We start from the raw sequence: 20,881 nt of genomic DNA, 5'->3' as shown, positions 1-20,881 counted from the left end.
CAAACCTGCTTTCCTGTGGGAGCTGGCTTGCCTGCGATGGCATCACCTCGGTATTGCCGGCGGACCGAGTTGCCTGCATCGCAGGCAAGCCAGCTCCCACATTTGATCTCCATTTGTTTTGAAAGTCGTCTCAGAACATGAACGCGCCATCAAACACCGGCTTGTCGTCGAGGGCCAACACGCCGCTGGCAAAGATCAGGTCCAGATGATGACTGCCTTTCTGCCCGCCACCCAGGCCCAGATGCAGCCCGCAGTGGCGCTCTTCAAAGCCGGCATTGCGCGCATACAGGTCCTTCACGCCTTCATTGGTGCCGATGCCCAGTTCCTCCACCCGGCGGTTGGACGGGTTGGCATTCAGGTATTTGTTGAAGTCGTCCGCCAGCCCCGGCACTTCGCTGGCGACGGTGCAGATGGTCGAGTTCTCGATCCACAGTTCCAGCGGTGATTGCAGTACGCCGTATTTACGCGCAAAGGGGATGGTGCTGAGGAAGGTGCCGACAAACCGCACCTGGCCGTTGATGGCCTCGCTGTGGGTCGCGATCTCGCCGGGCGCCAGGTCGTGGTTGCCGACGCCGTTGATATTGGTCCACTTCTTGATACTGCTCATGGGCGCTTCAAGGCGCGAGCCATGCTGGTCGGTGAAGCTCAGTACGCTGGCCTGGGACATGCGCCGGATCAACGTGGCGTTGAGGTCGGCGATTCGCTGGGGGGCGACGCTGAAGGTGTCGTAGAAGTAATCGCCATAGTCCTTGAGCAGCAGGGACTTTTTCCAGTGCTCAGCCATCACGCCCTGCAGTGCGCGGATAAAGTCCGGGCCTTCGGCGCGTGGGTTGGGCAAGGTCGAGGAATCGTAGAGAAACATGTACAGGTCGCAGTCTTCGATGGCCTTGGCCAGCGCTTCGCTGGGGGCCTGGTCCAGGCGCTGTACCTGGAAGTCGAAACGCGCGGCGCTGCCCTGGATGATCGACTGGGCGATGGCGTCGTAGCGTTCGGTATGGCCAAGCAAAATGGTGGGGCGGTGCAGGCCGGCGAGGGCCGGGTGATGGGCGAGGTAATACAGAAAATGTTCGACGGCGCGGGCCTTGTCCATGACGTCCTTCCTTCAAAGCCTTCGGTAGGAGCAGTGGCAGGTGCGGCGTCCCGCACCTGCCGGGGTGCCTGATCAGATTAGAAAGGCCACATCGCGGTGCCGAACGGCACGACGGCATCGGCTTGCATCATTTCAACGGCGGCCTCGTGGGTCGGCGCTTCAAACCAATCGTCGAGTTGCAGTTCGGTTTCCAGGTCATTTTCCAGTGCTTGCATGGTGAATCTCCTAGATGACGTTGTTTGAGAACGAGCATGCCAGCGGGCTGCGCTGGGCAAGTGGATGAACCTAGAAGAGTGTGTTTGGGAATGCAAAATTTTTATTGACACGGTTTCATTTGGATTTTTTATTCTGTTTTGCTGGCGTTTTGGTTTATGTCGATGAAACAGCGAGTTGGTTGCGTCGTTTTGTAGGAATGGTCCTTTCGTCAACTTCTCGTTATCTGAAAGAATTTTCCTAATGTCCCTCCTGTCTGCCGCACCGCATCCTGTCAGCCCAGACAGGTTTGGCGGTGTACAATGCGCCGCGTTTTACTGTGATCCAACTATTTCAGGGCTATCCGCCTTGTTCATTCCGCCTGGCCACAAGCCCGTCGGGTTCGATTTCGTCACAGATAAAAACAACAGGTGACGTATGACCGTAAGAAAAAACGCTGGACCGGGGTTTGATCGGCGCTGCTGTAGCCCGTTACCAAAGCAGCACCCCTCCATGAGCACCATCAAACCTTGCGTGAGACCCTTTCCATGAGTGAAGCCAACTCGCATTCAGGCGAACTGAAGCGCGGCCTGAAAAATCGCCATATTCAACTGATCGCCCTCGGTGGCGCGATTGGCACCGGGCTGTTCCTGGGCTCGGCCGGTGTGCTGAAATCCGCCGGGCCGTCGATGATCCTCGGCTATGCCATCTGCGGCTTTATCGCCTTCATGATCATGCGCCAGCTGGGCGAAATGATCGTCGAAGAGCCGGTGGCCGGTTCCTTCAGCCACTTTGCCCACAAGTATTGGGGTGGTTTCGCCGGCTTCCTGTCGGGCTGGAACTGCTGGATTTTGTACATCCTGGTGGGCATGTCGGAGCTGACGGCCGTCGGTAAATACGTGCACTACTGGTGGCCCGAGATCCCGACCTGGGTGTCGGCCGCGGCCTTTTTCGTGCTGATCAATGTGATCAACCTGTCCAACGTCAAAGTCTTCGGCGAGGCCGAGTTCTGGTTTGCGATCATCAAGGTGGTCGCCATCGTCGGCATGATCGCCCTGGGCAGCTACCTGCTGGTGAGCGGCACCGGCGGGCCACAAGCCTCGGTGACCAACCTGTGGGAACACGGCGGTTTCTTCCCCCATGGCGTCGGTGGTTTGGTGATGGCCATGGCGATCATCATGTTCTCGTTTGGCGGCCTGGAGATGCTCGGGTTTACTGCGGCTGAGGCGGACAAACCCCGCACGGTGATCCCGAAGGCGATCAACCAGGTGATCTACCGGATCCTGATTTTCTACATTGGCGCGCTGGTGGTGTTGTTGTCGTTGACGCCTTGGGACAGCCTGCTGGAAACCCTGAATGCTTCCGGTGACGCCTACAGCGGCAGTCCGTTTGTGCAGGTGTTTTCAATGCTGGGCAGTAACACGGCGGCGCACATTCTCAACTTTGTGGTGCTGACGGCGGCGTTGTCGGTCTACAACAGTGGCACCTACTGCAACAGTCGCATGTTGTTGGGGATGGCCGAGCAGGGTGATGCGCCTCGGGTGTTGGCGAAGATCGACAAGCGCGGGGTGCCGGTGCGGTCGATCCTGGCGTCGGCGGCGATTACGCTGGTGGCGGTGTTGATGAATTATCTGATTCCCCAGCATGCGCTGGAGCTGTTGATGTCGCTGGTGGTGGCGACCCTGGTGATCAACTGGGCGATGATCAGTTTTTCGCACTTTAAGTTTCGCCAGCATATGGATCGGACGGGGCAGGTGCCTTTGTTCAAGGCGCTTTGGTACCCGTATGGGAATTACATTTGCCTGGCGTTTGTGGTGTTTATTCTTGGCGTGATGCTGCTGATTCCGGGGATTCAGGTGTCGGTGTATGCGATTCCGGTTTGGGTGGTGTTTATGTGGGTTTGCTACGGCATCAAGAATAAGCGCAAGGCTCGGGAGGGGGTGGTGTTGAGTCGGGGTTGATCTCGGGTACATATCCGTTGCTGCGGTAACGGCCGCTTATGGTTCCGCTCTTACAGCGGGTCACTTTGGAAAAGCCCCAAAGTAACCAAAGGGCTCTGCCCCGCCTGTCGGCACCTCGCCTAGGCTCGGTGTTCCCTCACTCCGGCATTGCTCCGCGGGCCGCCGCGACGGGGCGTCCCTGCCCCGTCGCGGCTAAACCGGCGTCCTGCCGGTTTACCCGCTCCTCAATCCCTGCGTTCGGCCTCGGGCTTATTGGGGCAGTCAGAGCCAGATCAAGATCAAAATCTACAGCACAGCGGCCTACAGGCCGGCTTGAGTGGTAGAAGCCAGATCAAAAGCGAAAGCCAAAGCGAAAACCAAATCTGAAACTTATGCAGCTCTGCTTTTCTGTGGGAGCTGGCTTGCCTGCGATGGCATCACCTCGGTGTGTCTGATGTACCGAGTTGTCTGCATCGCAGGCAAGCCAGCTCCCACATTTGACCGTGCCCGCTGTAGATTTTGATCTTGATGTTGCCTTTGCTTCACACCACTCAAGCCGGCCTGTAGGCCGCTGTGTTCTTGATCTTGCTTTTGATCTTGATCTTAGGCGCCCCGTTAAACCACGCTGGCCGAACGCAGGTGGTGCGGAGCGGGTAAACCGGCAGGACGCCGGTTTAGCCGCGCTGGGCCAAGGATGGCCCATCGCGGCGGCCCGCGGAGCATCGCCGGAGTGAGCAACCGTGTCGAAATTCAAGCCATTTCAGCGAAATGCTTTTGATCGCGCACCATCGCATTCAGGATCGTCAGCAACTTTCTCATGCATGCCACCAGCGCTACTTTCTTCGTCTTCCCTGCAGCAAGCAGGTGGTTGTAAAACCTCTCGATCACCGGGTTATGGCTCTTCGAGGACAAGACAGCCATGTAAAGGACACTTCGCACCTCAGCTCGACCACCCCATATCCGTCTACGTCCTTTGTAGAGACCGCTATCACAGTTAAAAGGGGCCACACCAACCAATGCAGCCACTTGTTTGCGATTAACCTTGCCCAGCTCCGGAACCATTGCCAGCAGCGAAAGTGCGAGCACATTGCCAACGCCCGATACCTCGCGCAGCAAATCATAATTGGCCTTCCAGGCCGGCGAAGCTTTGATCGCTTCGTGCAAGTCATCGTCTGTGCTTTTAAGGCGCTTTTGAAGCCAGACGATATGTGCCTTGATGTCCCGTCGAAGTGCCTTGAATACCGCCTGTTTCAGTCGAGACTCTTCCGCCACGATCATATCGATGAGCTGGCGGCGTCGAGTCAGTAGATCCGCCAGTTCACGAGCGTGTTCATCTGGCATCTCCCGAATCTCGGGTTTGACCGCCTGGGCAAACTCCGCAATCACCTGGGCATCCAGAGCGTCGGTTTTCGCCAGCCTACCGGTCGCCTTGGCGAAATCACGAACCTGACGGGGATTGACAACAACAACGGGTAATCCAGCAGCACAAAGCTCGGCAGCGGCAAGCCGCTCATATCCGCCAGTTGCTTCCAGCACCACCAAAACCGGCTCCTGAGCCTTGAGATGTTTAGCTAAACGCTGGATATCTTCTTGAGTATTGAAAAACTGTTCGACTTGGCCAGTAGTGCTGACGAATGAGTCGAGCTTGTTTTTGGAAGCATCAATTCCGACGAACGCAGAGTCATGGTCCATAGCGTTTTCCTCACGTCCAACCTTGCAGAATCGGGCTTTGCGCCCAGGCAACCGTTCGGACTAGTTTAGGAAGGAACCTGCTCCGACCCATGCTCACTCACGATCTCGAAATCAGAGGGCACTACGGTCTGAAGCAGGTGAAAACAATCTTACAAGGGCACACCGAGCCTAGGCGAGGTGCCGAGTGGTGGGGCAAGAGCGTTTTGCTTACTTTTGCGCTTTTCAAAAGTGAGCCGCTGTAAGAGCGGAACCCATATCAGCCATAACCCAAAAAACGGATATGCCCCCAGGCCCCAGCAGCCCACCACATTGGCGTATCCTTACCCACCACCCCCAAGGCCCGATCAAAAAATGCTGGTGATTTCCAACAACGTGCACCTCCCCGACGCCGAGATCGAGTTGACGGCCATCCGCGCCCAAGGCGCCGGCGGTCAGAACGTGAACAAGGTCTCCAGCGCCGTGCACCTGCGTTTCGACATCCCGGCCTCGTCCCTGCCTGACTTCTACAAGGAACGCCTGCTGGCCCTGCGCGACAGCCGCATCACCAGCGAAGGCGTGCTGATCCTCAAGGCCCAGCAATACCGCACCCAGGAACAGAACCGCGCCGACGCCCTCGAGCGTTTGGTCGAGCTGATCCAGAGCGCCACCAAGGTCGAAAAGAAGCGCCGCCCCACCAAACCCACCCTGGGCTCAAAAAAGCGCCGCCTTGAATCCAAGACCAAACGCGGCAGCATCAAGGCCGGGCGCGGCAAGGTCGACTTCTAGCTCGCTTCCCGTTCTTCGCGATACTTCGGCGCCTGCCGGTACAGGTACAGGCTCAACAGCAACCCGCCAAACGCAGCGATCGCCGCAAACAGGAAGATCGAGGCAAACCCGAACCCCGCCGCAATCGCCCCGGCCAACGGCCCGGTGATCCCCAGCGACAAGTCGATAAACAGCGAATACGCACCCACCGCCGCGCCACGGCTTGAAGCGGGTACCAGGTTGACCGCCTCCACCCCCAGCGCCGGAAACACCAGGGAAAAGCCAAACCCGCTCAACGCCGCACCCGCCAGTGCCAGATGAGGATCCGGCGCCAGCCACAACAGCAGCAGGCCCAGGGTCTCTACCGACAGGCAGGCAATCGCCACGCGAAACCCGCCAATCCGGTTGATCAAATTCCCGAACAGCAACCGCGCCCCGATAAAGCTGGCACCAAACAGGCTCAGGCACAGCACGGCGTTATCCCAATGCTGGGTCGCGTAATACAAGGTGATGAAGGTAGCGATGGTGCCAAACCCGATCGAGCCCAACGCCAGCCCGCAACCGTGGGGCAGCACGCGCCCCAGTACATGCATGAACGGCAGGCGCTCGCCCACCACGATCGGTGCGGCGACTTTCGGCCAGGCCAGCAGCAGGCCCAGCACCGCCAGCAGGATGATGCTGACGCCCATGCTCCACAGCCCGAAATGACTGACCAGCAACACCCCCAGCGGCGCGCCGATGGCCAGGGCGCCGTAGCTGGCGATGCCGTTCCAGGAGATGACCTTGGCGGTGTTTGCCGCGCCGACCCGGCCGATGCCCCAGCCGATGGAGCCAGAGCCCACCAGGCTTTCAGCGCTGCCCAGCACCAGGCGGCCGATCAGCAGGCTGGTGAGGCTCAACGCCGGCAGGTGCGATAACCACGCCGAGAGCAACATGAACACGCCGCTTAACCCGCAACCGGCCAGGCCGTACATGACGGCGCGTTTGCTGCCGCGGTTATCGATGATGCGCCCGGCATAGGGCCGGCTCAGCAGGGTGGCCAGGTACTGCACGCTGATCACCAGGCCCGCGATCACGGCGCCAAAGCCCAGGTCGCTGTGCACATAGCCCGGCAGCACGGCCAGCGGAATACCGATGTTCAGGTAGCCGATAAAGGTGAACAGGACGATGGAAACGACTTGCAGCGTGACCGCCATGGGGCGCTGGGTATCTGGCATGGGGAGAGGTCCACTGTCGCAGCAGGAAAAGATAGGCTGCTTATGATACCGATGCTGGGCGTGCGCGGGGGCAGGAAACCAAACTTTTAGCGATCGGCGGGGTTGAGCAGTTGCGTGGTCACCAGCGCGGCGAGGGCGTTTTCCTGGGTGCCGAAGCGCTTGAGCAGGAGTGCCTGTTTTTCCGGGGTGAGGCGGTTCCAGACATCGACCATCTGCAGGGCAGTGTCGAGCAGGGCTGTATCGGGGGTGGTGTCGGTCATGGCGGGGCTCACGGTGTTCAGGCGGTGTGGAAAGCGCGCAATGTCACGCTTTCCACACGGTCTGGGTACGGCACTCAGTCTTCGCTTTTGCGGTCGACCGGTTTTGCCTCTTTTGGCTCGGGCTTGCTGGCGCCGGCCTGTTGCGGGGTTGGCTGCTCAGTTTCGCGCAGGCTTGGGAAGGGGAGATTAGGGATTTCGTGCATCGTCGTCGCTCCTCGCAAGATCTGTTTTATCAATCGCAGGTGATTCCGCGCTTTCAAAAAGCTTGTGCAGGATACAGCACTGTAAATGACAGAAAGATTTTATCTCGGAAAATGAACCCGTCTTCATCCCGCTGCGCAAGTGACGTGGCGCCACAGGTGGATCCATTGTCATCGTACAACATCACCCTTAACGGATTGACATCGCGCTGCTGACTGAATATAACGCTAATAGTTGTATGACGACATATGACGTTACAGTTTTATAGCGCCCGTAATACGGATGCGCTCGGTCGCAGAACGTACGCCTCAAATCTAAAAATAATTAAGGTGAAGCGATGAAAATCAAAGGCATCCGTTGGTGGATGGTCGGGCTGATGACGGTCGGCCTGATTATTAACTACCTGGCCCGCAACACGCTCTCAGTCGCAGCCCCCACGCTGATGACCGACCTGAGCATCTCCACTGAGCAGTACTCCCATATCGTGGTTGCCTGGCAGGTGTGCTACGCCTTGATGCAGCCGATCGCCGGTTATGTAATCGACGCGATTGGCACCAAGATGGGCTTCGCCATCTTTGCCATTTCCTGGTCGGTGGTGTGCGCGCTGGCCGCGTTTGCCACCGGTTGGCAGAGCCTGGCGGTGGCCCGTGGCGCGCTGGGGCTGACGGAGTCGGCGGGCTTCCCCGGCGGCGTCAAGGCGATTACCGAGTGGTTCCCGGCCAAGGAGCGCTCCGTCGCCATCGGCTGGTTCAACTTTGGCTCCTCGTTTGGGGCGTTGCTGGCGCCGCCACTGGTGGTCTGGGCAATTTTGCACAGCGGCTGGCAGTTGGCGTTCCTGATCGTCGGCGGCATTGGCCTGGTGTGGAGTGGGCTGTGGCTGCTGCTGTACAAGCACCCGCGTGACCAGCGCCTGCTCGCTCAGGCCGAGCGCGAGTACATCGAGGCTGGCCAGGAAACCCACCTCAAGGAAGGCGCGCAGAAGAAAGCCAGTTGGAGGCGCATCCTCAAGAGCCGCAATTTTTTCGCCATGGCCTCGGCGCGCATGCTCTCGGAGCCGGCCTGGCAGACCTTCAACGCCTGGATTCCGCTGTACCTGATGACAGAGCGGCACATGAACATCAAGGAAATGGCGCTGTTTGCCTGGCTGCCGTTTCTCGCTGCCGACATCGGCTGCGTGCTGGGCGGCTACCTGAGCCCGCTGTTCCATCGCTACTTCAAGGTCTCGCTGTTCACGTCGCGCAAGCTGGTGATGTTGTTCGGCTGCCTGTGCATGATCGGCCCGGCCTGCATCGGCCTCGTAGACAGCGCCTACACCGCGATTGCCCTGCTGTGCGTCGGCGGTTTCGCCCACCAGACCTTGTCGGGCGCGCTGTTTTCCATCGCCTCGGACTCGTTTGGCAAGAACGACGTGGCCACCGCGACCGGCGGCGGGCAGATGTGCGGGTTTATCGGGGCCGCGGCATTTACCGCCGTGTTCGGTGTACTGGTGACCAAGGTGGGCTACAGCCCGCTGTTTGTGGTGCTGGCGATTTTCGACATCATCGCCGCCATCGTGATCCTGGCGGTAGCCCGGGAGATCGTTAAAGGCCCCGAGCCAGTCGCCCAGACCGGCCAGGGCGGCACGTTGCTGCCGGTTTAGCCCTGACGCTCCATCGCGGCCTTGTAGAGCGAGTTCTTCGGCTGGGCAAACACCCGTGCCAGCATCGGTTCGAAGAAGCTCAGCGGCAGGGTGTCGTAGGCCGGATCGAACGCCGCCGCGTCGTACTGCGCGCAGAACTCGATGGTTTGCCGGTACTGCGGATGGTCGCCAAATTGCTCGCGCAGGTGGCGGTCCATCCCCAGGTGATGGAAGAAGTAATAGCCCTGAAAGATCCCGTGCTTCTCCACCATCCACAGGTTCTCGGGGCTTACAAACGGCTTGAGGATCGCGGCGGCGATGTCCGGGTGGTTGTAGGAGCCCAGGGTGTCGCCGATGTCATGGAGCAGGGCGCACACCACGTATTCTTCATCGCGCCCGTCGTGCCAGGCACGGCTTGCGGTTTGCAGCGAATGGGTCAGGCGGTCCACCGGGAAACCGCCGAAGTCGCCCTCCAGCAACCGCAGATGCGCGAGGATCCGGCTGGGCAATTGCCGGGCGTAGGCGCTGAAATCCCTGGCGATGATCGCCCAGTCTTCCTGGGTGCCGTCCTGCATATGGGTGAAGCGGGCCTGCTGGTTCATCAAAGCCTCTCTTATTGTTTTTGAGGGACGGAGCTAGAACGGCACCTTGCCCAGGATCATGTCGCGGTACATCACAAAATCCCCCAACAGGCTGTAAAGCGGATGCTGGAAGGTCGCCGGGCGATTCTTTTCAAAGAAGAAGTGGCCGATCCAGGCAAAGCTGTAGCCGGCAACCGGCAGCGCCAGCAGCAGCCACCAGGCGCCTTTGCCAATGGCGAACGCGAGAATGAAGATAACGAGGCTGGTGCCGATAAAGTGCAGGCGACGGCACGTACTGTTGCCGTGTTCGCTCAGGTAATACGGGTAGAAATCGGCGAAGCTGTTGAATTGTCTGGCATTTTCCACAGTATCCGGCCCTCTGGTTATTGTTCTGCCCGACAGATGTTCGGCGGGGAGCTTATTTGAGTCTAGAGTCATCAGTGGTAACAGCCAGTGACAATAGATGCCACTTTAGTATCCTTCGGATTCCTGGCTGTCGTTTCAGCCTTCCTTGTTAAGAAAACGCCATGAGCGAACGAACGACTTCTGCAAGCTGGGCGATGGGGATAGTCAAGGCGCTGGAGATGGACGGCCTGGATTGCCGTGCCTTGTTCAAGCAGCTCGGCCTGGATTACGCCGCGCTGAACGACCCCGATGCGCGTTTCCCCCAGGACTCCATGACCCGGCTCTGGCAGCGCGCGGTCGAGCTGTCGGGCAACCCGGCGATTGGCCTGAACATGGGGAAGGTGGTGCGACCGGCGTCGTTTCATGTGGCCGGCTATGCCTTGATGTCCAGTAACACCCTGGCCGAAGGTTTTATGCGGCTGGTGCGTTATCAGCGGATCATTGCTGAAAGCGCCGACCTGAGTTTCCGACTTTTACCCGAAGGCTATGCGCTGATTCTTACCGTGCACGGCGATCACCTGCCGCCCACCCGGCAAAGTGCCGAAGCCTCCCTGGCGAGTGCGCTGGCGTTGTGCGGCTGGTTGACCGGGCGCACCCTGCAGCCGCGCAAGGTGCTGGTGCAGGGCGATCAGCCGGTGGACTTGGCACCCTACAAACAAGCCTTCCATGCACCGCTGGTGTTCAACGCGCCCTATGACGCACTGATTTTCGAACGGGCGGACATGGAAGCGCCGTTGCCCACGGCGAACGAGGCGATGGCGTTGCTGCATGATCGTTTTGCCGGGGAGTACCTGGCGCGGTTTTCCGAAAGCCGCGTGACCCACAAGGCGCGCCAGGTGTTGTGCCGGTTGCTGCCCCAGGGCGAGCCCAAGCGCGAGGTGGTTGCGCAGACGCTGCACCTGTCCCAGCGCACCCTGCAGCGCCGCTTGCAGGAGGAGGGCACCAGTTTCCAGACCCTGCTTGACGACACTCGCCGCGAATTGGCCGAGCAATACCTGGCGCAGCCGAGCATGACCCTGCTGGAAATTGCCTACCTGTTGGGGTTTGCCGACCCGAGCAACTTCTTCCGGGCGTTCCGTCGTTGGTTCGATGCCACGCCCGGCGAGTACCGGGCGCGGTTGCAGGAAGCGCCCGTCAGTGACGCCAAAACGCCGGAATGCACAGCACAAACACCGTAATGATCTCCAGCCGGCCCAGCAGCATGCCCAGGGACAGGATCCACTTGGCGGCGTCCGGCAGGGTGGAGAAGTTGCCGGCCGGGCCGATGGTTTCCCCCAGGCCCGGGCCCACGCCGGACACGGTACTGGCGGCGCCGGTCAGCGCGGTCATCCAGTCCAGCCCCAGCAGCGACAGGGCCAGGGCGATGGCGCAGATGGTGATGGCGAAGAAAAACGAGAAGGTCAGGATCGAGCGCACGATTTCTTCATCGAGGCGATGGCCGTTGTACTTCTGCTTGATCACCGCGCGCGGGTGAATCAGCTGGTTCAAGTTGGCCTTGAGCAGGATGTAGGCCACCTGGAACCGAAAGATCTTGATGCCGCCGGCGGTGGAGCCGGAGCAACCGCCCACAAAGCCCAGGTAGAAGAACAGCATCAGCGAGAAATTGCCCCAGATGCTGTAGTCCCCCAACGCAAAGCCGGTGGTGGTCACCACTGAAGTGACGTTTACCGCCACGTGGCGCAGCGCGTCCAGCCAATGCAAGTCGGTGGTCCACCAGTACCAGGTGCCGAGTACCAGCCAGGTCACCAGCAGCAAACCGAGCAAGCCTTGCACCTGCTGGTCCTTGATCAGCGCCCGGCGGTTGCCCCGCAGCGTGGCCACATACAGGGTGAACGGCAGGCTGCCCATGATCATCACCACCACCGCCACCCAGTGCACTGCCGGCTGTTTCCAGTGGGCCAGGGATTCGTCGGAGGTGGAAAACCCGCCGGTGGAAATGGCTGACATCGCATGGTTGATCGCATCGAACAGGCCCATGCCGGCCCACCAGAACGCCAGGCTGCCGAGGATGGTGATGCCCACGTAGGCCGCCACGATCAGGCGCGCCACCATGTGCGAGCGGGGCATGACCTTTTCCGAGCGGTCGGAAGATTCAGTCTGGAACAGGCGCATGCCGCCGATGCGCAGCAGCGGCAGGATCGCCACCGCCATGCCGATAAAGCCGATGCCGCCGAGCCAGTGCAGCAAGGAGCGCCAGATGAGGATGCCCGGGGACATGGTGTCCAGGCCGCTGAGCACCGTGGAACCCGTGGCGGTGATGCCGGACATGCTTTCGAAGAACGAGTCGGTGTAGCTGATGTGCTGGGTCAGCAGGAACGGCAGCGCGGCGAAGATGCACACCACCAGCCAGCTGGTCACGGTGAGGAGGTACATGTCCCGCGGGCGCAGGTGCACGTGTTCCGGGCGGCCGGGGATGACCAGCGCCAGGCCTGCGATGAACGTGATCAGGCTCGCCCAGAGGAACGATGGCAGGTCGCTGGTGCGTTCGAAAAACACCAGGGTCGCCATGGGGATGACCATGGCGATCGCCAGGGTGATCAGGAAGATGCCGATAATGAAACCGATTATCCGTAAGGTCGGCAACGCCATGAGGTCCGCTCGGTGTGACAGGGAAAGGCGCCATTCTACCTGCGGTGCAGGGCAAGTAAACCGGGGCGCAGCTGACAGCGTATGAACCCGGTGGTGAGTGGGATTTTTGTGGTGAGCGGGCTTGCCCCGCGCTGGGCTGCGTAGCGGCCCCAAAAAAACGCCGGGTTCTTTCAGGAAGAACTCGGCGTTTGCCATTAGGGCTGCTGCGCAGCCCAGCGCGGGCAAGCCCGCTCGCTACAGTGATCAGAACTCGTGATCAGCGTTATCCGGGTTCAAGTCGCTGATGCCCAGCTTGCCAGCGGCCTGTTCGATCGAACCGGTCTGCTTCACCAGCGCGGCGATGGCATCACGCACGATCTGATTGCCTTTGTCGTTACCGGCGGCGATCAGTTGGTCGTAGTGCTCACCGTTGTTGGCGTGATCCACCATCACCTGGATCTTCGCTTCGGTCGATGCCAGGTCAGCCTTCAGGGTTGCGTCGGCAGCCGGGTCCGCCTTGGCCACCAGGGACGACAGGCTGGCGCCGGTCATTTTGGTGCCGTCGGTGCGGGTGTACTCGCCCAGGTAAACGTTACGAATACCCTTGGCGTCATAGAAGTGCGAGTTGTGGGTGTTGTCGCTGAAGCAATCCTGTTCGTCTTCCGGCGAGTTGGCTTCCAGGGAAACCTTCATCCGCTCACCGGCCAGTTCGCCCAGGGACAGGCTACCCATGCCGAACAGCATTTTGCGCAGGCCATCGGTCGCAGGCTCTGCTTCCAGCGTGGCGCGGTAGTTGTCTTCGACGTTGGGTTTCCAGTTGCCGACCATCTCTTCCAGGTCGCTGACCAACAGTTGCGTCACGGCGCGCAGGTAGGTGCGGCGACGCTCGTTGTGGCCGCCAGTGGCGCCATCACCGGTCATGTAGTCCGAGGCTGGACGGTTGCCGGCGCCCGGGCCGGTGCCGTTCAGGTCCTGGCCCCAGAGCAGGAATTCAATCGCGTGGTAGCCGGTGGCAACGTTGGCCTCGGAACCGCCCAGCTCATTCAGGCTGGCGAGTTTTTCCGGGGTGATGTCTTTCACGTCGACCTTGTCTTCGCCGACCTGGATCTCGTTGTTGGCAATGATGTTGGCGGTGGCGCCAGGGTTGCCCAGGGCGTGTTCGTAGGTCTTGTCGACGTAGTCGATCAGGCCTTCGTCCAGGGGCCAGGCGTTCACCTGGCCTTCCCAGTCGTCAATGATGGTGTTGCCGAAACGGAACACTTCGCTCTGCAGGTAGGGCACACGAGCGGCGATCCAGGCGGTACGGGCCGCTTTCAGGGTGTCGTCGTTCGGGTTGGCGAGGAAGGTGTCGATCGCGGTTTGCAGGGTTTTCGCGGTGGACTCGGCATCGCTGTACACCGCGAACACCATGTCTGCGTAGTGCGCGACCACCGCCTTGGCGGCGGCTTCGTCAACCTGGCCTGCCGGGGCAGCCGCCGGGGCGGTAGTGCTGGCGGCGGCCGGGGCTTGAGGCGCGGCGGCCTTGTCTTTGCCTTCACCGCAACCGGCGAGCGAAATGGCAATGGCGAGAAGGCTGGCGGTGGCCAGGGGCATACGAATCATGGCGAACATCCTGCTTCGGTTGTTGATGGGGCACGCGGGGGGCGCGCAAAACTGCGACATAATGCGAAAGATTTGCATTTTGTGTAAAGGGTTATAAGTAGGAAATATTTAGTATCGTTTTGCCGGCCACCGGTGCGCGTGCTCCCGGTGGCCGGCATCGCCTCAGAGAATGGCGGCGTTGTTGCGCTGGGCCTGTTTCAAATAGGCCACCAACTCCCGCGCCGGCAGGGGTTTGCTGTAGTGGTAGCCCTGACCTTCGTGACAGCCCTCGGAGATGATGTAGGCCTCCTGTTCGGCGGTCTCCACGCCTTCGGCGATCACCTGCATGCCGAGGCTTTTGCCGAGCTGGATGATCGCCCGCACGATGGTCGCATCGTCGTCGTCATCCAGCAGGTCCTGGACGAAACTCTTGTCGATCTTGATCTTGTCCAGCGGCAGGCTTTTCAGATAGCTCAGGGACGAATAGCCGGTGCCGAAGTCATCAATCGCAATCAGCGCGCCGGAGCGGCGCAGGCTCAGCAGGTGCTGGGCGGCGGTGCTGATGTCTTCCATCAGGCCGGTCTCGGTGACTTCCAGCTCCAGGCTGCGGGGCGGCAGGCGGTAGATTTGCAGCAGATTGTTGACAACCCGTGGCAGCTCGGCGTGGTGCAGTTGCACCGTCGACAGGTTGACCGCCATGCGCAGCTCGGTGAAACCCAGGTCGTGCCATTCCCGCAGTTGCCGGCAGGCCTGGTCCAGGACCCATTCGCCGATGGCAATGATGGTGCCGTTCTGTTCCGCCAGCGGGATAAACAGGTCGGGTGGCACCAGGCCGTGCTCCGGGTGCTGCCAGCGAATCAAGGCTTCGACCCCCACCACGCGGTGGTCGAGGTAGCTGATCTGTGGCTGGTACACCAGGTGGAACTGCTCGCGGCTCAAGGCATCGCGCAAGTCTTTTTCCAGCTCGCGGCGGCGGCGCATTTCGCTGTCGACGCTGGCGATATAGAACTGGTAGCGGTTGCGCGAACGGCTCTTGGCCAGGGTCATGGTCTGTTCGGCTTTTTGCAGCAACTTCTCGGTGCTGTCGCCGTCTTCCGGGAACAGGGTGATGCCGATGGTGGCGCGCAGGCGGATTTGCTCGTGCCCATCGTCGAGGGCGAACTCCGCTTCCAGGTCATCGAGGATGCTTTGTGCCAGCTCGGCGGCTTCATAAGGCTGCTCGATATCGGCCTGCACCAGGGCGAACTGGTCGCCGCCCAGTCGGGCCAGGGCACCCAGGCGGCCGCTGTGGGCGCGCAGGCGGTCGGCGAGGGCCAGCAGCAACTGGTCGCCGGCCTGGTAGGTGAACTGCTCGTTGACGCTTTTGAAGTCATCCAGCCCCACACACAACACGGCGACCCGACGTTGCCGGCGGCCGGCGTCGATCAGGATCTTGTCCAGTTGCTCCTGCAGTTTCTGGCGGTTCGGCAAACCGGTGAGAAAGTCGTATTGGGCCATGCGCAGCAGGCTGTTTTCCGCCTCGTGGCGCAAGTGCGTATTGCGCTCGATGGATTCGAGCAACTGGTTGGCGGTGTTGATCCAGATCCCCAGTTCGTTTTTCTCGTGGCCTTTCAGCTGCGGGATCTTGTGCTCGCTGGGGCGGTCGGGGTTGATCGAACTCAGGTGCTCGATGATTCGCGAGAGCGGCTTGGTGAGCAGCCAGTGATAGACCAGGTACAACACCAGGCCCATGGCCAGTGCTCGCAGCACCCCGGAGATAAAAATGATCACTGAGCTGACGAGAAAACCTTTGCCGTAGGTGGCGGTGTCGAGGGTGATGCTCAGGTCACCGTAGTACTCGCTGTAAGGCCCGCGCCCCACCAGTGGGGTGGTGAAAGTGCGTTCCTGGCCCAGAATCAGGTCGGTCAGCCAGCGGCTCGGGGATTGTTGCAGGTCGCGGGTTTTTTCCGCGAGCATGGTTTCGTTGGGGTGGCCGATGGAGGCCATGCGCACCGCATCGTCCTGGAACAGGCCTTCGATGACCTGCATGCCCATCTCCCGGTCCAGGCTGTAGACGGCCTGGGTGGACGGGTCGCGAAACATGTCGAGGATGCGCTGGGCATCACCGGCCACGGCCTGGCGCGTCTTGTACGCATCAAAGACGATTTGCGCCGCGCTCAGTACCACGCCCACTGCCAATGCCGAAAGCAGTACCACCCGTAGCAACTTCACCGACAAGCTGTTTTTGAGTTCCAGCTTCAAAGGGTTATTCCTTGTTCCATGCGGGTAGCCTCAATATGCCATGAGTATTGGCAATCCCGTGAGGGCAGTCAAAGGGACATTGTGGCCAGGGCAGGTTTTACGGTTTAGATGAGGCGCCTTGGGTATGACGTTGGGAGGGGAATGGGGAGAGAGGCCAGGCTTGCAGAACGGTCGGCGGATAGTTCCCGCCGACTTTTTGTACCGTCTTGTCAGGGCGAACACGGATTTTCCGGGCCCGCGAGACAAGCCGTCGAGTGTTCAGCGCACATCAGGAATATGAAATTTTCGGCGGTTGTTGCTGTTCCTGCGCCTGAGGGTTGATTTGCCCCATGGTCTGTTGAGCCATGTCCATGGCCTTATCAAGCATGCCCAAGCCCTTGTCCAGAAGGTCCATGCCCTTATCAGCCATATTGAGAGCTTGGGGGGCCATGCCGAGCAAAGATAGTGGATCCATATCAGGTTCTCCTGCAGTCAAATGAGAGGAACATTCCTCTTACATGCTGCGTGGCAAAATCCCCCTGATGAGTTCCAGCTTTTTCCTGGCTTTTTCCATTTGTAACTGCCCACAAAAAAGCCCGGCAATCGCCGGGCTCTTTCTACTGCAAGCGGTACTTAAGCAGTGAAGGTTTTGCCTTCGAACTGCTCAGCCACGAACTTCCAGTTGACCAGGTTCCAGAACGCTTCCACATACTTTGGACGCACGTTGCGGTAGTCGATGTAGTAAGCGTGTTCCCAGACGTCGCAGGTCAGCAGCGGGGTGTCGCCGCTGGTCAGCGGGTTGCCGGCGCCGATGGTGCTGGCCAGGGCCAGGGAACCGTCAGCCTTTTTCACCAGCCAGCCCCAACCGGAACCGAAGGTGCCGACGGAAGTCTTGGTGAACTCTTCCTTGAACTTGTCGAACGAACCGAAGGCGGCGTTGATCGCCTCAGCCAGTGCGCCGGTAGGTTGACCGCCGGCGTTTGGCGCCAGGCAGTTCCAGTAGAAGGTGTGGTTCCAGACCTGAGCGGCGTTGTTGAAGATGCCGCCCGAAGAAGACTTGACGATTTCTTCCAGGGTCTTGCCTTCGAACTCGGTGCCAGGCACCAGGTTGTTCAGGTTCACGACATAGGTGTTGTGGTGCTTGTCGTGGTGATATTCCAAGGTTTCCTTGGAAATGTGCGGCTGCAGGGCATCGTGTGCGTAGGGCAGCGGCGGCAATTCGAAAGCCATGATGATTCTCCTAATCAGGTCAGTTGCGGTGAGCGCAAGGCCGATCACGGGCGGCCAAACAAGCGCCGGGGAGTTTGTACTCTTTGCGGCGCAGGGGCTGGATCATAGCACCGGGGGTGCGGCAAAACCACGCAACAACTGTGTGGGATAGAGGTTCCAGAGCGTTTTGGAATATCTACGCTGCGCTGATTAATTGATAGGCCACGCTGAACATCATGGCGGCCACCAGCAGGTCCAGAATCCGCCAGGTGGCGGGGCGCGCCAGCCACGGTGCCAGCCATGCCGCGCCCAGTGCCAGGGTCATGAACCACAGCAGTGAAGCGCTGGCGGCACCGGCCACGTAAGCGCCGGGTTCGGTTTGCTGGGCGCCGAGGGAGCCGATCAACAAGACGGTGTCCAGATACACGTGGGGGTTGAGCAAGGTCACCGCCAGGGCGCTGAGCATCACTGCCTTCAGGGAGCGCACCTTGAGGTGGTCGCCCTGGCCCAGGCTTTGTTTCGAACAGGCCCGGCGCAGGGCAAGGGTGCCGTACCACAACAGGAACGCCGCGCCGCCCCACCGGGCGATCGCCAGCAGTACCGGGTTATGCGCCAGCACGGTGGCCAGGCCGAACACACCGGCCGCCACCAGGATGGCGTCGCACACCACGCACAAGGCCGCCACAGGCAGGTGATGTTCACGGCGCAGGCTTTGCGCCAGGACAAAGGCGTTCTGGGTGCCAATCGCCATGATCAAGCCGAAGGCCACCAACAAGCCGTTCATATAACTTTGCCACATAGGATTTACTCCGCGCCCGCCGCCAATTGCCGCAACACCGTCATGGCGCGCTCGGCATCGGCGCGGCCGACAAACAGGTGATCGTGGTAGTAGCCGGCAATCACGTTGCAGCTGATCCCGGCGGAGCCCAGGGCTGTGGCAAACGCGGCGGTCAGGCCCACGGCTTCCAAGGCTGAATGCACATTGAGGGTGATCCACGCCGCGACGTACTCGAAGGCCAGCCCGGCCTTTTCAGCCTGCTGGCGCTCGACGATCAGCGTCAGGCCTTCCTGCTCGCGGAAGCTGCCGATCACCTCGCATCCCTCGGGGATGCGGCTGTCGGCCAGGGTGCAGAACACGTAGTCGCCATCATTGAGGTGTGGGCTCATGCTGCGCAGCAGGGTTGCCAGGGCGGTTTCGCCAGCCATGTGGAGGGTCCTTGAATAAGAAGAAACGATGCTGGCTATTCTCACGTTCAAGGCTGTATAAGAAAAACCAATATTGCTGATCGCTCATTAGGAAAACTGATGTTCGACTATAAATTGCTTTCCGCCCTCGCAGCGGTGGTGGAACAGGCCGGGTTTGAGCGCGGCGCTCAGGTGCTGGGAATCTCCCAGTCGGCGATTTCCCAGCGCATCAAGCTGCTGGAAGCGCGAGTCGGCCAGCCGGTGCTGGTACGGGCCACGCCGCCGACACCCACCGAAATCGGCCGCCGTTTGCTCAACCACGTGCAACAGGTGCGGCTGCTGGAGCGCGACCTGCAAAGCCAGGTGCCCGCGCTGGACGAAGAGGGCATGCCCGAGCGCCTGCGCATCGCCTTGAATGCCGACAGCCTGGCCACTTGGTGGGCCGAGGCGGTGAGCGACTTCTGCGCCGAGCAGCACCTGCTGCTGGACCTGGTGGTAGAGGACCAGACCGTCGGCCTCAAACGCATGCGCGCCGGTGAAGTGGCGGCCTGCATTTGCGCCAGCGAACGCCCGGTGGCCGGTGCCCGTAGCCTGTTGCTCGGTGCCATGCGTTACCGGGCGCTGGCCAGCCCGGCGTTTGTCGCTCGGCACTTTCCCGAGGGCGTACGCGCCGATCAACTGGCCCGCACGCCGGCGTTGGTGTTCGGGCCGGATGATTTCCTGCAGCATCGCTACCTGGCTTCCCTGGGCGTTGACGGTGGTTTCGAACACCATTTATGCCCATCGTCCGAAGGGTTTATCCGCCTGACGGAAGCCGGATTGGGCTGGGGCCTGGTGCCCGAATTGCAGGTGCGTGACCAGCTGGAAAGAGGTGTGCTGGTGGAGTTATTGCCAGATAAGCCGATCGATGTGCCGCTGTACTGGCATCATTGGCGCAGTGGTGGACAATTGCTGGGCTTGCTGACCGATCATCTGGCACACACAACAGGGCAATGGTTGGTGCCGTTGGAGTGATGGCCAGCGTCAAGGCAACAGCGATGAAAAACGAAAGAATGCGGAGTAAGTCATGAAAATTCTGGTCACCGGCGCAAGCGGCTTCATTGGCGGGCGTTTTGCGCGTTTCGCCCTGGAGCAGGGCCTGGACGTGCGGGTCAACGGGCGGCGGGCCGAGGGTGTGGAACACCTGGTGCGGCGCGGCGCCGAGTTTATCCAGGGTGATTTGAATGATCCGGACCTGGTGCGCGAGTTGTGTCGCGACGTCGAAGCCGTGGTGCACTGCGCCGGGGCCGTGGGGTTGTGGGGGCGTTATCAGGATTTCCACCAGGGCAATGTGCTCGTCACCGAAAACGTGGTGGAGGCCTGCCTGAAACAACGGGTCGGGCGCCTGGTGCACCTGTCGTCGCCGTCGATCTACTTCGATGGCCGCGATCATCTGGGGCTGACCGAAGAGCAAGTGCCCAAGCGCTTCAAGCATCCCTATGCGGCCACCAAATACCTGGCGGAACAAAAGGTGTTCGGTGCCCAGGAGTTCGGCCTCGAAGTACTGGCCCTGCGCCCGCGGTTTGTCACGGGCGCCGGTGACATGAGCATCTTCCCGCGCCTGTTGAAAATGCAGCGCAAAAACCGCCTGGCAATTGTTGGTGATGGCCTGAACAAGGTCGATTTCACCAGCGTTCACAACCTCAATGAAGCCCTGCTCAGCGGTTTGCTCGCGACGGGCTCGGCGTTGGGCAAGGCCTACAACATCAGCAACGGTACCCCGGTGCCGGTGTGGGATGTGGTGAACTACGTGATGCGCCAAATGGACATGCCTCAGGTCACCCGTTACCGGTCCTACGGCTTGTCCTACAGTGTTGCGGCGCTCAATGAGGCGTTTTGCGCGATGTGGCCAGGCCGTCCTGAGCCGGCGTTGTCACGGCTGGGCATGCAGGTCATGAACAAAGATTTCACCCTCGACATCACCCGCGCACGGCATTATCTCGACTACCAGCCCAAGGTCAGCCTGTGGGCGGCCCTCGATGAGTTTTGCAGTTGGTGGAAAGCCCAGGACGTGGGGCTTAAATAACCGGCAACACACCGGGAACCGAATTTGCGACCCAGGGTCGATCAGTGCGGCAGGTCGAGGTTTATACTTCGGCGCTTGGCTATCTATATGCCACCTCAAAGGTTTGAAGGTTG

Annotated in this window: 21 protein-coding genes; 6 read left to right on the top strand and 15 right to left on the bottom strand. The window is 60.5% G+C overall.

The annotated features are described in order from the left end of the window. Nucleotides 1–130 precede the first annotated feature (130 nt). Entirely contained in the window at nt 131–1,090 is a 960-nt protein-coding gene (locus tag JFV30_RS21870; RefSeq protein WP_010169887.1) for a hypothetical protein, read from the bottom strand. 77 nt (nt 1,091–1,167) lie between these two features. Further along, nucleotides 1,168–1,305 (bottom strand): hypothetical protein, encoded by a 138-nt coding sequence (locus JFV30_RS21865; RefSeq protein WP_003175756.1) that lies wholly within the window; start codon nt 1,303–1,305, stop codon nt 1,168–1,170. Nucleotides 1,306–1,830: 525 nt separating this feature from the next. Between JFV30_RS21865 and JFV30_RS21860 the strand changes: the two genes are divergently transcribed. Then, nucleotides 1,831–3,243: an amino acid permease gene (locus JFV30_RS21860; RefSeq protein ID WP_201125172.1), complete on the top strand. Its 1,413-nt coding sequence runs from the start codon at nt 1,831–1,833 to the stop codon at nt 3,241–3,243. A gap of 729 nt (nt 3,244–3,972) precedes the next feature. On the opposite strand, the gene JFV30_RS21855 is transcribed toward JFV30_RS21860, so the two are convergent. Beyond that, the gene (locus JFV30_RS21855; protein WP_201125171.1) at nt 3,973–4,914 is read right to left on the bottom strand and encodes an IS110 family transposase; all 942 of its coding nucleotides are present in this window, start codon (nt 4,912–4,914) and stop codon (nt 3,973–3,975) included. A gap of 351 nt (nt 4,915–5,265) precedes the next feature. On the opposite strand from JFV30_RS21855, the gene arfB reads away from it, so the two are divergent. Then, the gene (gene arfB, locus JFV30_RS21850; protein ID WP_010169885.1) at nt 5,266–5,679 is read left to right on the top strand and encodes an alternative ribosome rescue aminoacyl-tRNA hydrolase ArfB; all 414 of its coding nucleotides are present in this window, start codon (nt 5,266–5,268) and stop codon (nt 5,677–5,679) included. On the opposite strand, the gene JFV30_RS21845 is transcribed toward arfB, so the two are convergent. From JFV30_RS21845 to JFV30_RS33460, 3 genes are all read right to left on the bottom strand, one after another. Further along, nucleotides 5,676–6,875, bottom strand: coding sequence for an MFS transporter (locus tag JFV30_RS21845; protein ID WP_010169884.1), 1,200 nt, complete (start codon nt 6,873–6,875; stop codon nt 5,676–5,678). The two genes, arfB and JFV30_RS21845, sit on opposite strands and share 4 nt — an antisense overlap. A gap of 86 nt (nt 6,876–6,961) precedes the next feature. Beyond that, nucleotides 6,962–7,135: a hypothetical protein gene (locus tag JFV30_RS21840; protein WP_010169883.1), complete on the bottom strand. Its 174-nt coding sequence runs from the start codon at nt 7,133–7,135 to the stop codon at nt 6,962–6,964. A gap of 74 nt (nt 7,136–7,209) precedes the next feature. Further along, the gene (locus JFV30_RS33460) at nt 7,210–7,338 is read right to left on the bottom strand and encodes a hypothetical protein (protein WP_010169882.1); all 129 of its coding nucleotides are present in this window, start codon (nt 7,336–7,338) and stop codon (nt 7,210–7,212) included. A gap of 362 nt (nt 7,339–7,700) precedes the next feature. On the opposite strand from JFV30_RS33460, the gene JFV30_RS21835 reads away from it, so the two are divergent. Continuing rightward, nucleotides 7,701–8,975, top strand: a complete 1,275-nt coding sequence (locus tag JFV30_RS21835) for an MFS transporter (RefSeq protein ID WP_201126232.1) — start codon at nt 7,701–7,703, stop codon at nt 8,973–8,975. Here the strand turns inward: JFV30_RS21835 and JFV30_RS21830 are convergent. Both JFV30_RS21830 and JFV30_RS21825 read right to left on the bottom strand, forming a co-directional pair. Beyond that, on the bottom strand, nt 8,972–9,556 hold the full coding sequence (locus JFV30_RS21830) for an HD domain-containing protein (RefSeq protein WP_201125170.1): 585 nt from the start codon (nt 9,554–9,556) through the stop codon (nt 8,972–8,974). The genes JFV30_RS21835 and JFV30_RS21830 overlap by 4 nt on opposite strands. Before the next feature lie 33 nt (nt 9,557–9,589). Then, nucleotides 9,590–9,901 (bottom strand): Mpo1-like protein, encoded by a 312-nt coding sequence (locus JFV30_RS21825; RefSeq protein ID WP_201125169.1) that lies wholly within the window; start codon nt 9,899–9,901, stop codon nt 9,590–9,592. A 161-nt stretch (nt 9,902–10,062) separates the two neighbouring features. On the opposite strand from JFV30_RS21825, the gene JFV30_RS21820 reads away from it, so the two are divergent. After that, entirely contained in the window at nt 10,063–11,118 is a 1,056-nt protein-coding gene (locus JFV30_RS21820) for an AraC family transcriptional regulator (RefSeq protein ID WP_201125168.1), read from the top strand. On the opposite strand, the gene JFV30_RS21815 is transcribed toward JFV30_RS21820, so the two are convergent. The 7 genes from JFV30_RS21815 to JFV30_RS21785 all read right to left on the bottom strand — a co-directional run bounded on the left by JFV30_RS21815 (nt 11,075) and on the right by JFV30_RS21785 (nt 18,724). Beyond that, entirely contained in the window at nt 11,075–12,529 is a 1,455-nt protein-coding gene (locus JFV30_RS21815) for a TrkH family potassium uptake protein (protein WP_010169877.1), read from the bottom strand. The genes JFV30_RS21820 and JFV30_RS21815 overlap by 44 nt on opposite strands. Before the next feature lie 243 nt (nt 12,530–12,772). After that, nucleotides 12,773–14,110 carry an imelysin family protein gene (locus tag JFV30_RS21810; protein WP_010169876.1) on the bottom strand — a complete coding sequence of 446 codons (1,338 nt, stop codon included), beginning with the start codon at nt 14,108–14,110 and terminating at the stop codon, nt 12,773–12,775. Between the two features lie 162 nt (nt 14,111–14,272). Beyond that, entirely contained in the window at nt 14,273–16,330 is a 2,058-nt protein-coding gene (locus JFV30_RS21805; RefSeq protein WP_201125167.1) for a putative bifunctional diguanylate cyclase/phosphodiesterase, read from the bottom strand. Nucleotides 16,331–16,598: 268 nt separating this feature from the next. After that, a complete protein-coding gene (locus JFV30_RS21800; protein ID WP_201125166.1) occupies nt 16,599–16,784 on the bottom strand; it encodes a hypothetical protein in 186 nt (61 codons plus the stop codon). A gap of 158 nt (nt 16,785–16,942) precedes the next feature. Continuing rightward, entirely contained in the window at nt 16,943–17,539 is a 597-nt protein-coding gene (locus tag JFV30_RS21795; protein WP_003212997.1) for a superoxide dismutase, read from the bottom strand. A gap of 175 nt (nt 17,540–17,714) precedes the next feature. Further along, complete coding sequence (locus tag JFV30_RS21790) at nt 17,715–18,317, bottom strand: LysE/ArgO family amino acid transporter (protein WP_201125165.1); 603 nt, start codon at nt 18,315–18,317, stop codon at nt 17,715–17,717. A gap of 5 nt (nt 18,318–18,322) precedes the next feature. Then, entirely contained in the window at nt 18,323–18,724 is a 402-nt protein-coding gene (locus JFV30_RS21785; RefSeq protein WP_201125164.1) for an ACT domain-containing protein, read from the bottom strand. 99 nt (nt 18,725–18,823) lie between these two features. On the opposite strand from JFV30_RS21785, the gene JFV30_RS21780 reads away from it, so the two are divergent. Both JFV30_RS21780 and JFV30_RS21775 read left to right on the top strand, forming a co-directional pair. Continuing rightward, nucleotides 18,824–19,717, top strand: coding sequence for a LysR family transcriptional regulator ArgP (locus JFV30_RS21780; protein WP_169386104.1), 894 nt, complete (start codon nt 18,824–18,826; stop codon nt 19,715–19,717). A gap of 52 nt (nt 19,718–19,769) precedes the next feature. Continuing rightward, a complete protein-coding gene (locus JFV30_RS21775) occupies nt 19,770–20,768 on the top strand; it encodes an NAD-dependent epimerase/dehydratase family protein (RefSeq protein WP_010169870.1) in 999 nt (332 codons plus the stop codon). Nucleotides 20,769–20,881 lie beyond the last annotated feature (113 nt).

Origin of the sequence: Pseudomonas sp. TH32 (assembly GCF_016650855.1) — a bacterium.
Lineage (GTDB): Bacteria > Pseudomonadota > Gammaproteobacteria > Pseudomonadales > Pseudomonadaceae > Aquipseudomonas.
The sequence above is the reverse complement of the archived record's forward strand: the minus strand, read 5'-3'. Positions and strand labels throughout refer to the sequence as shown.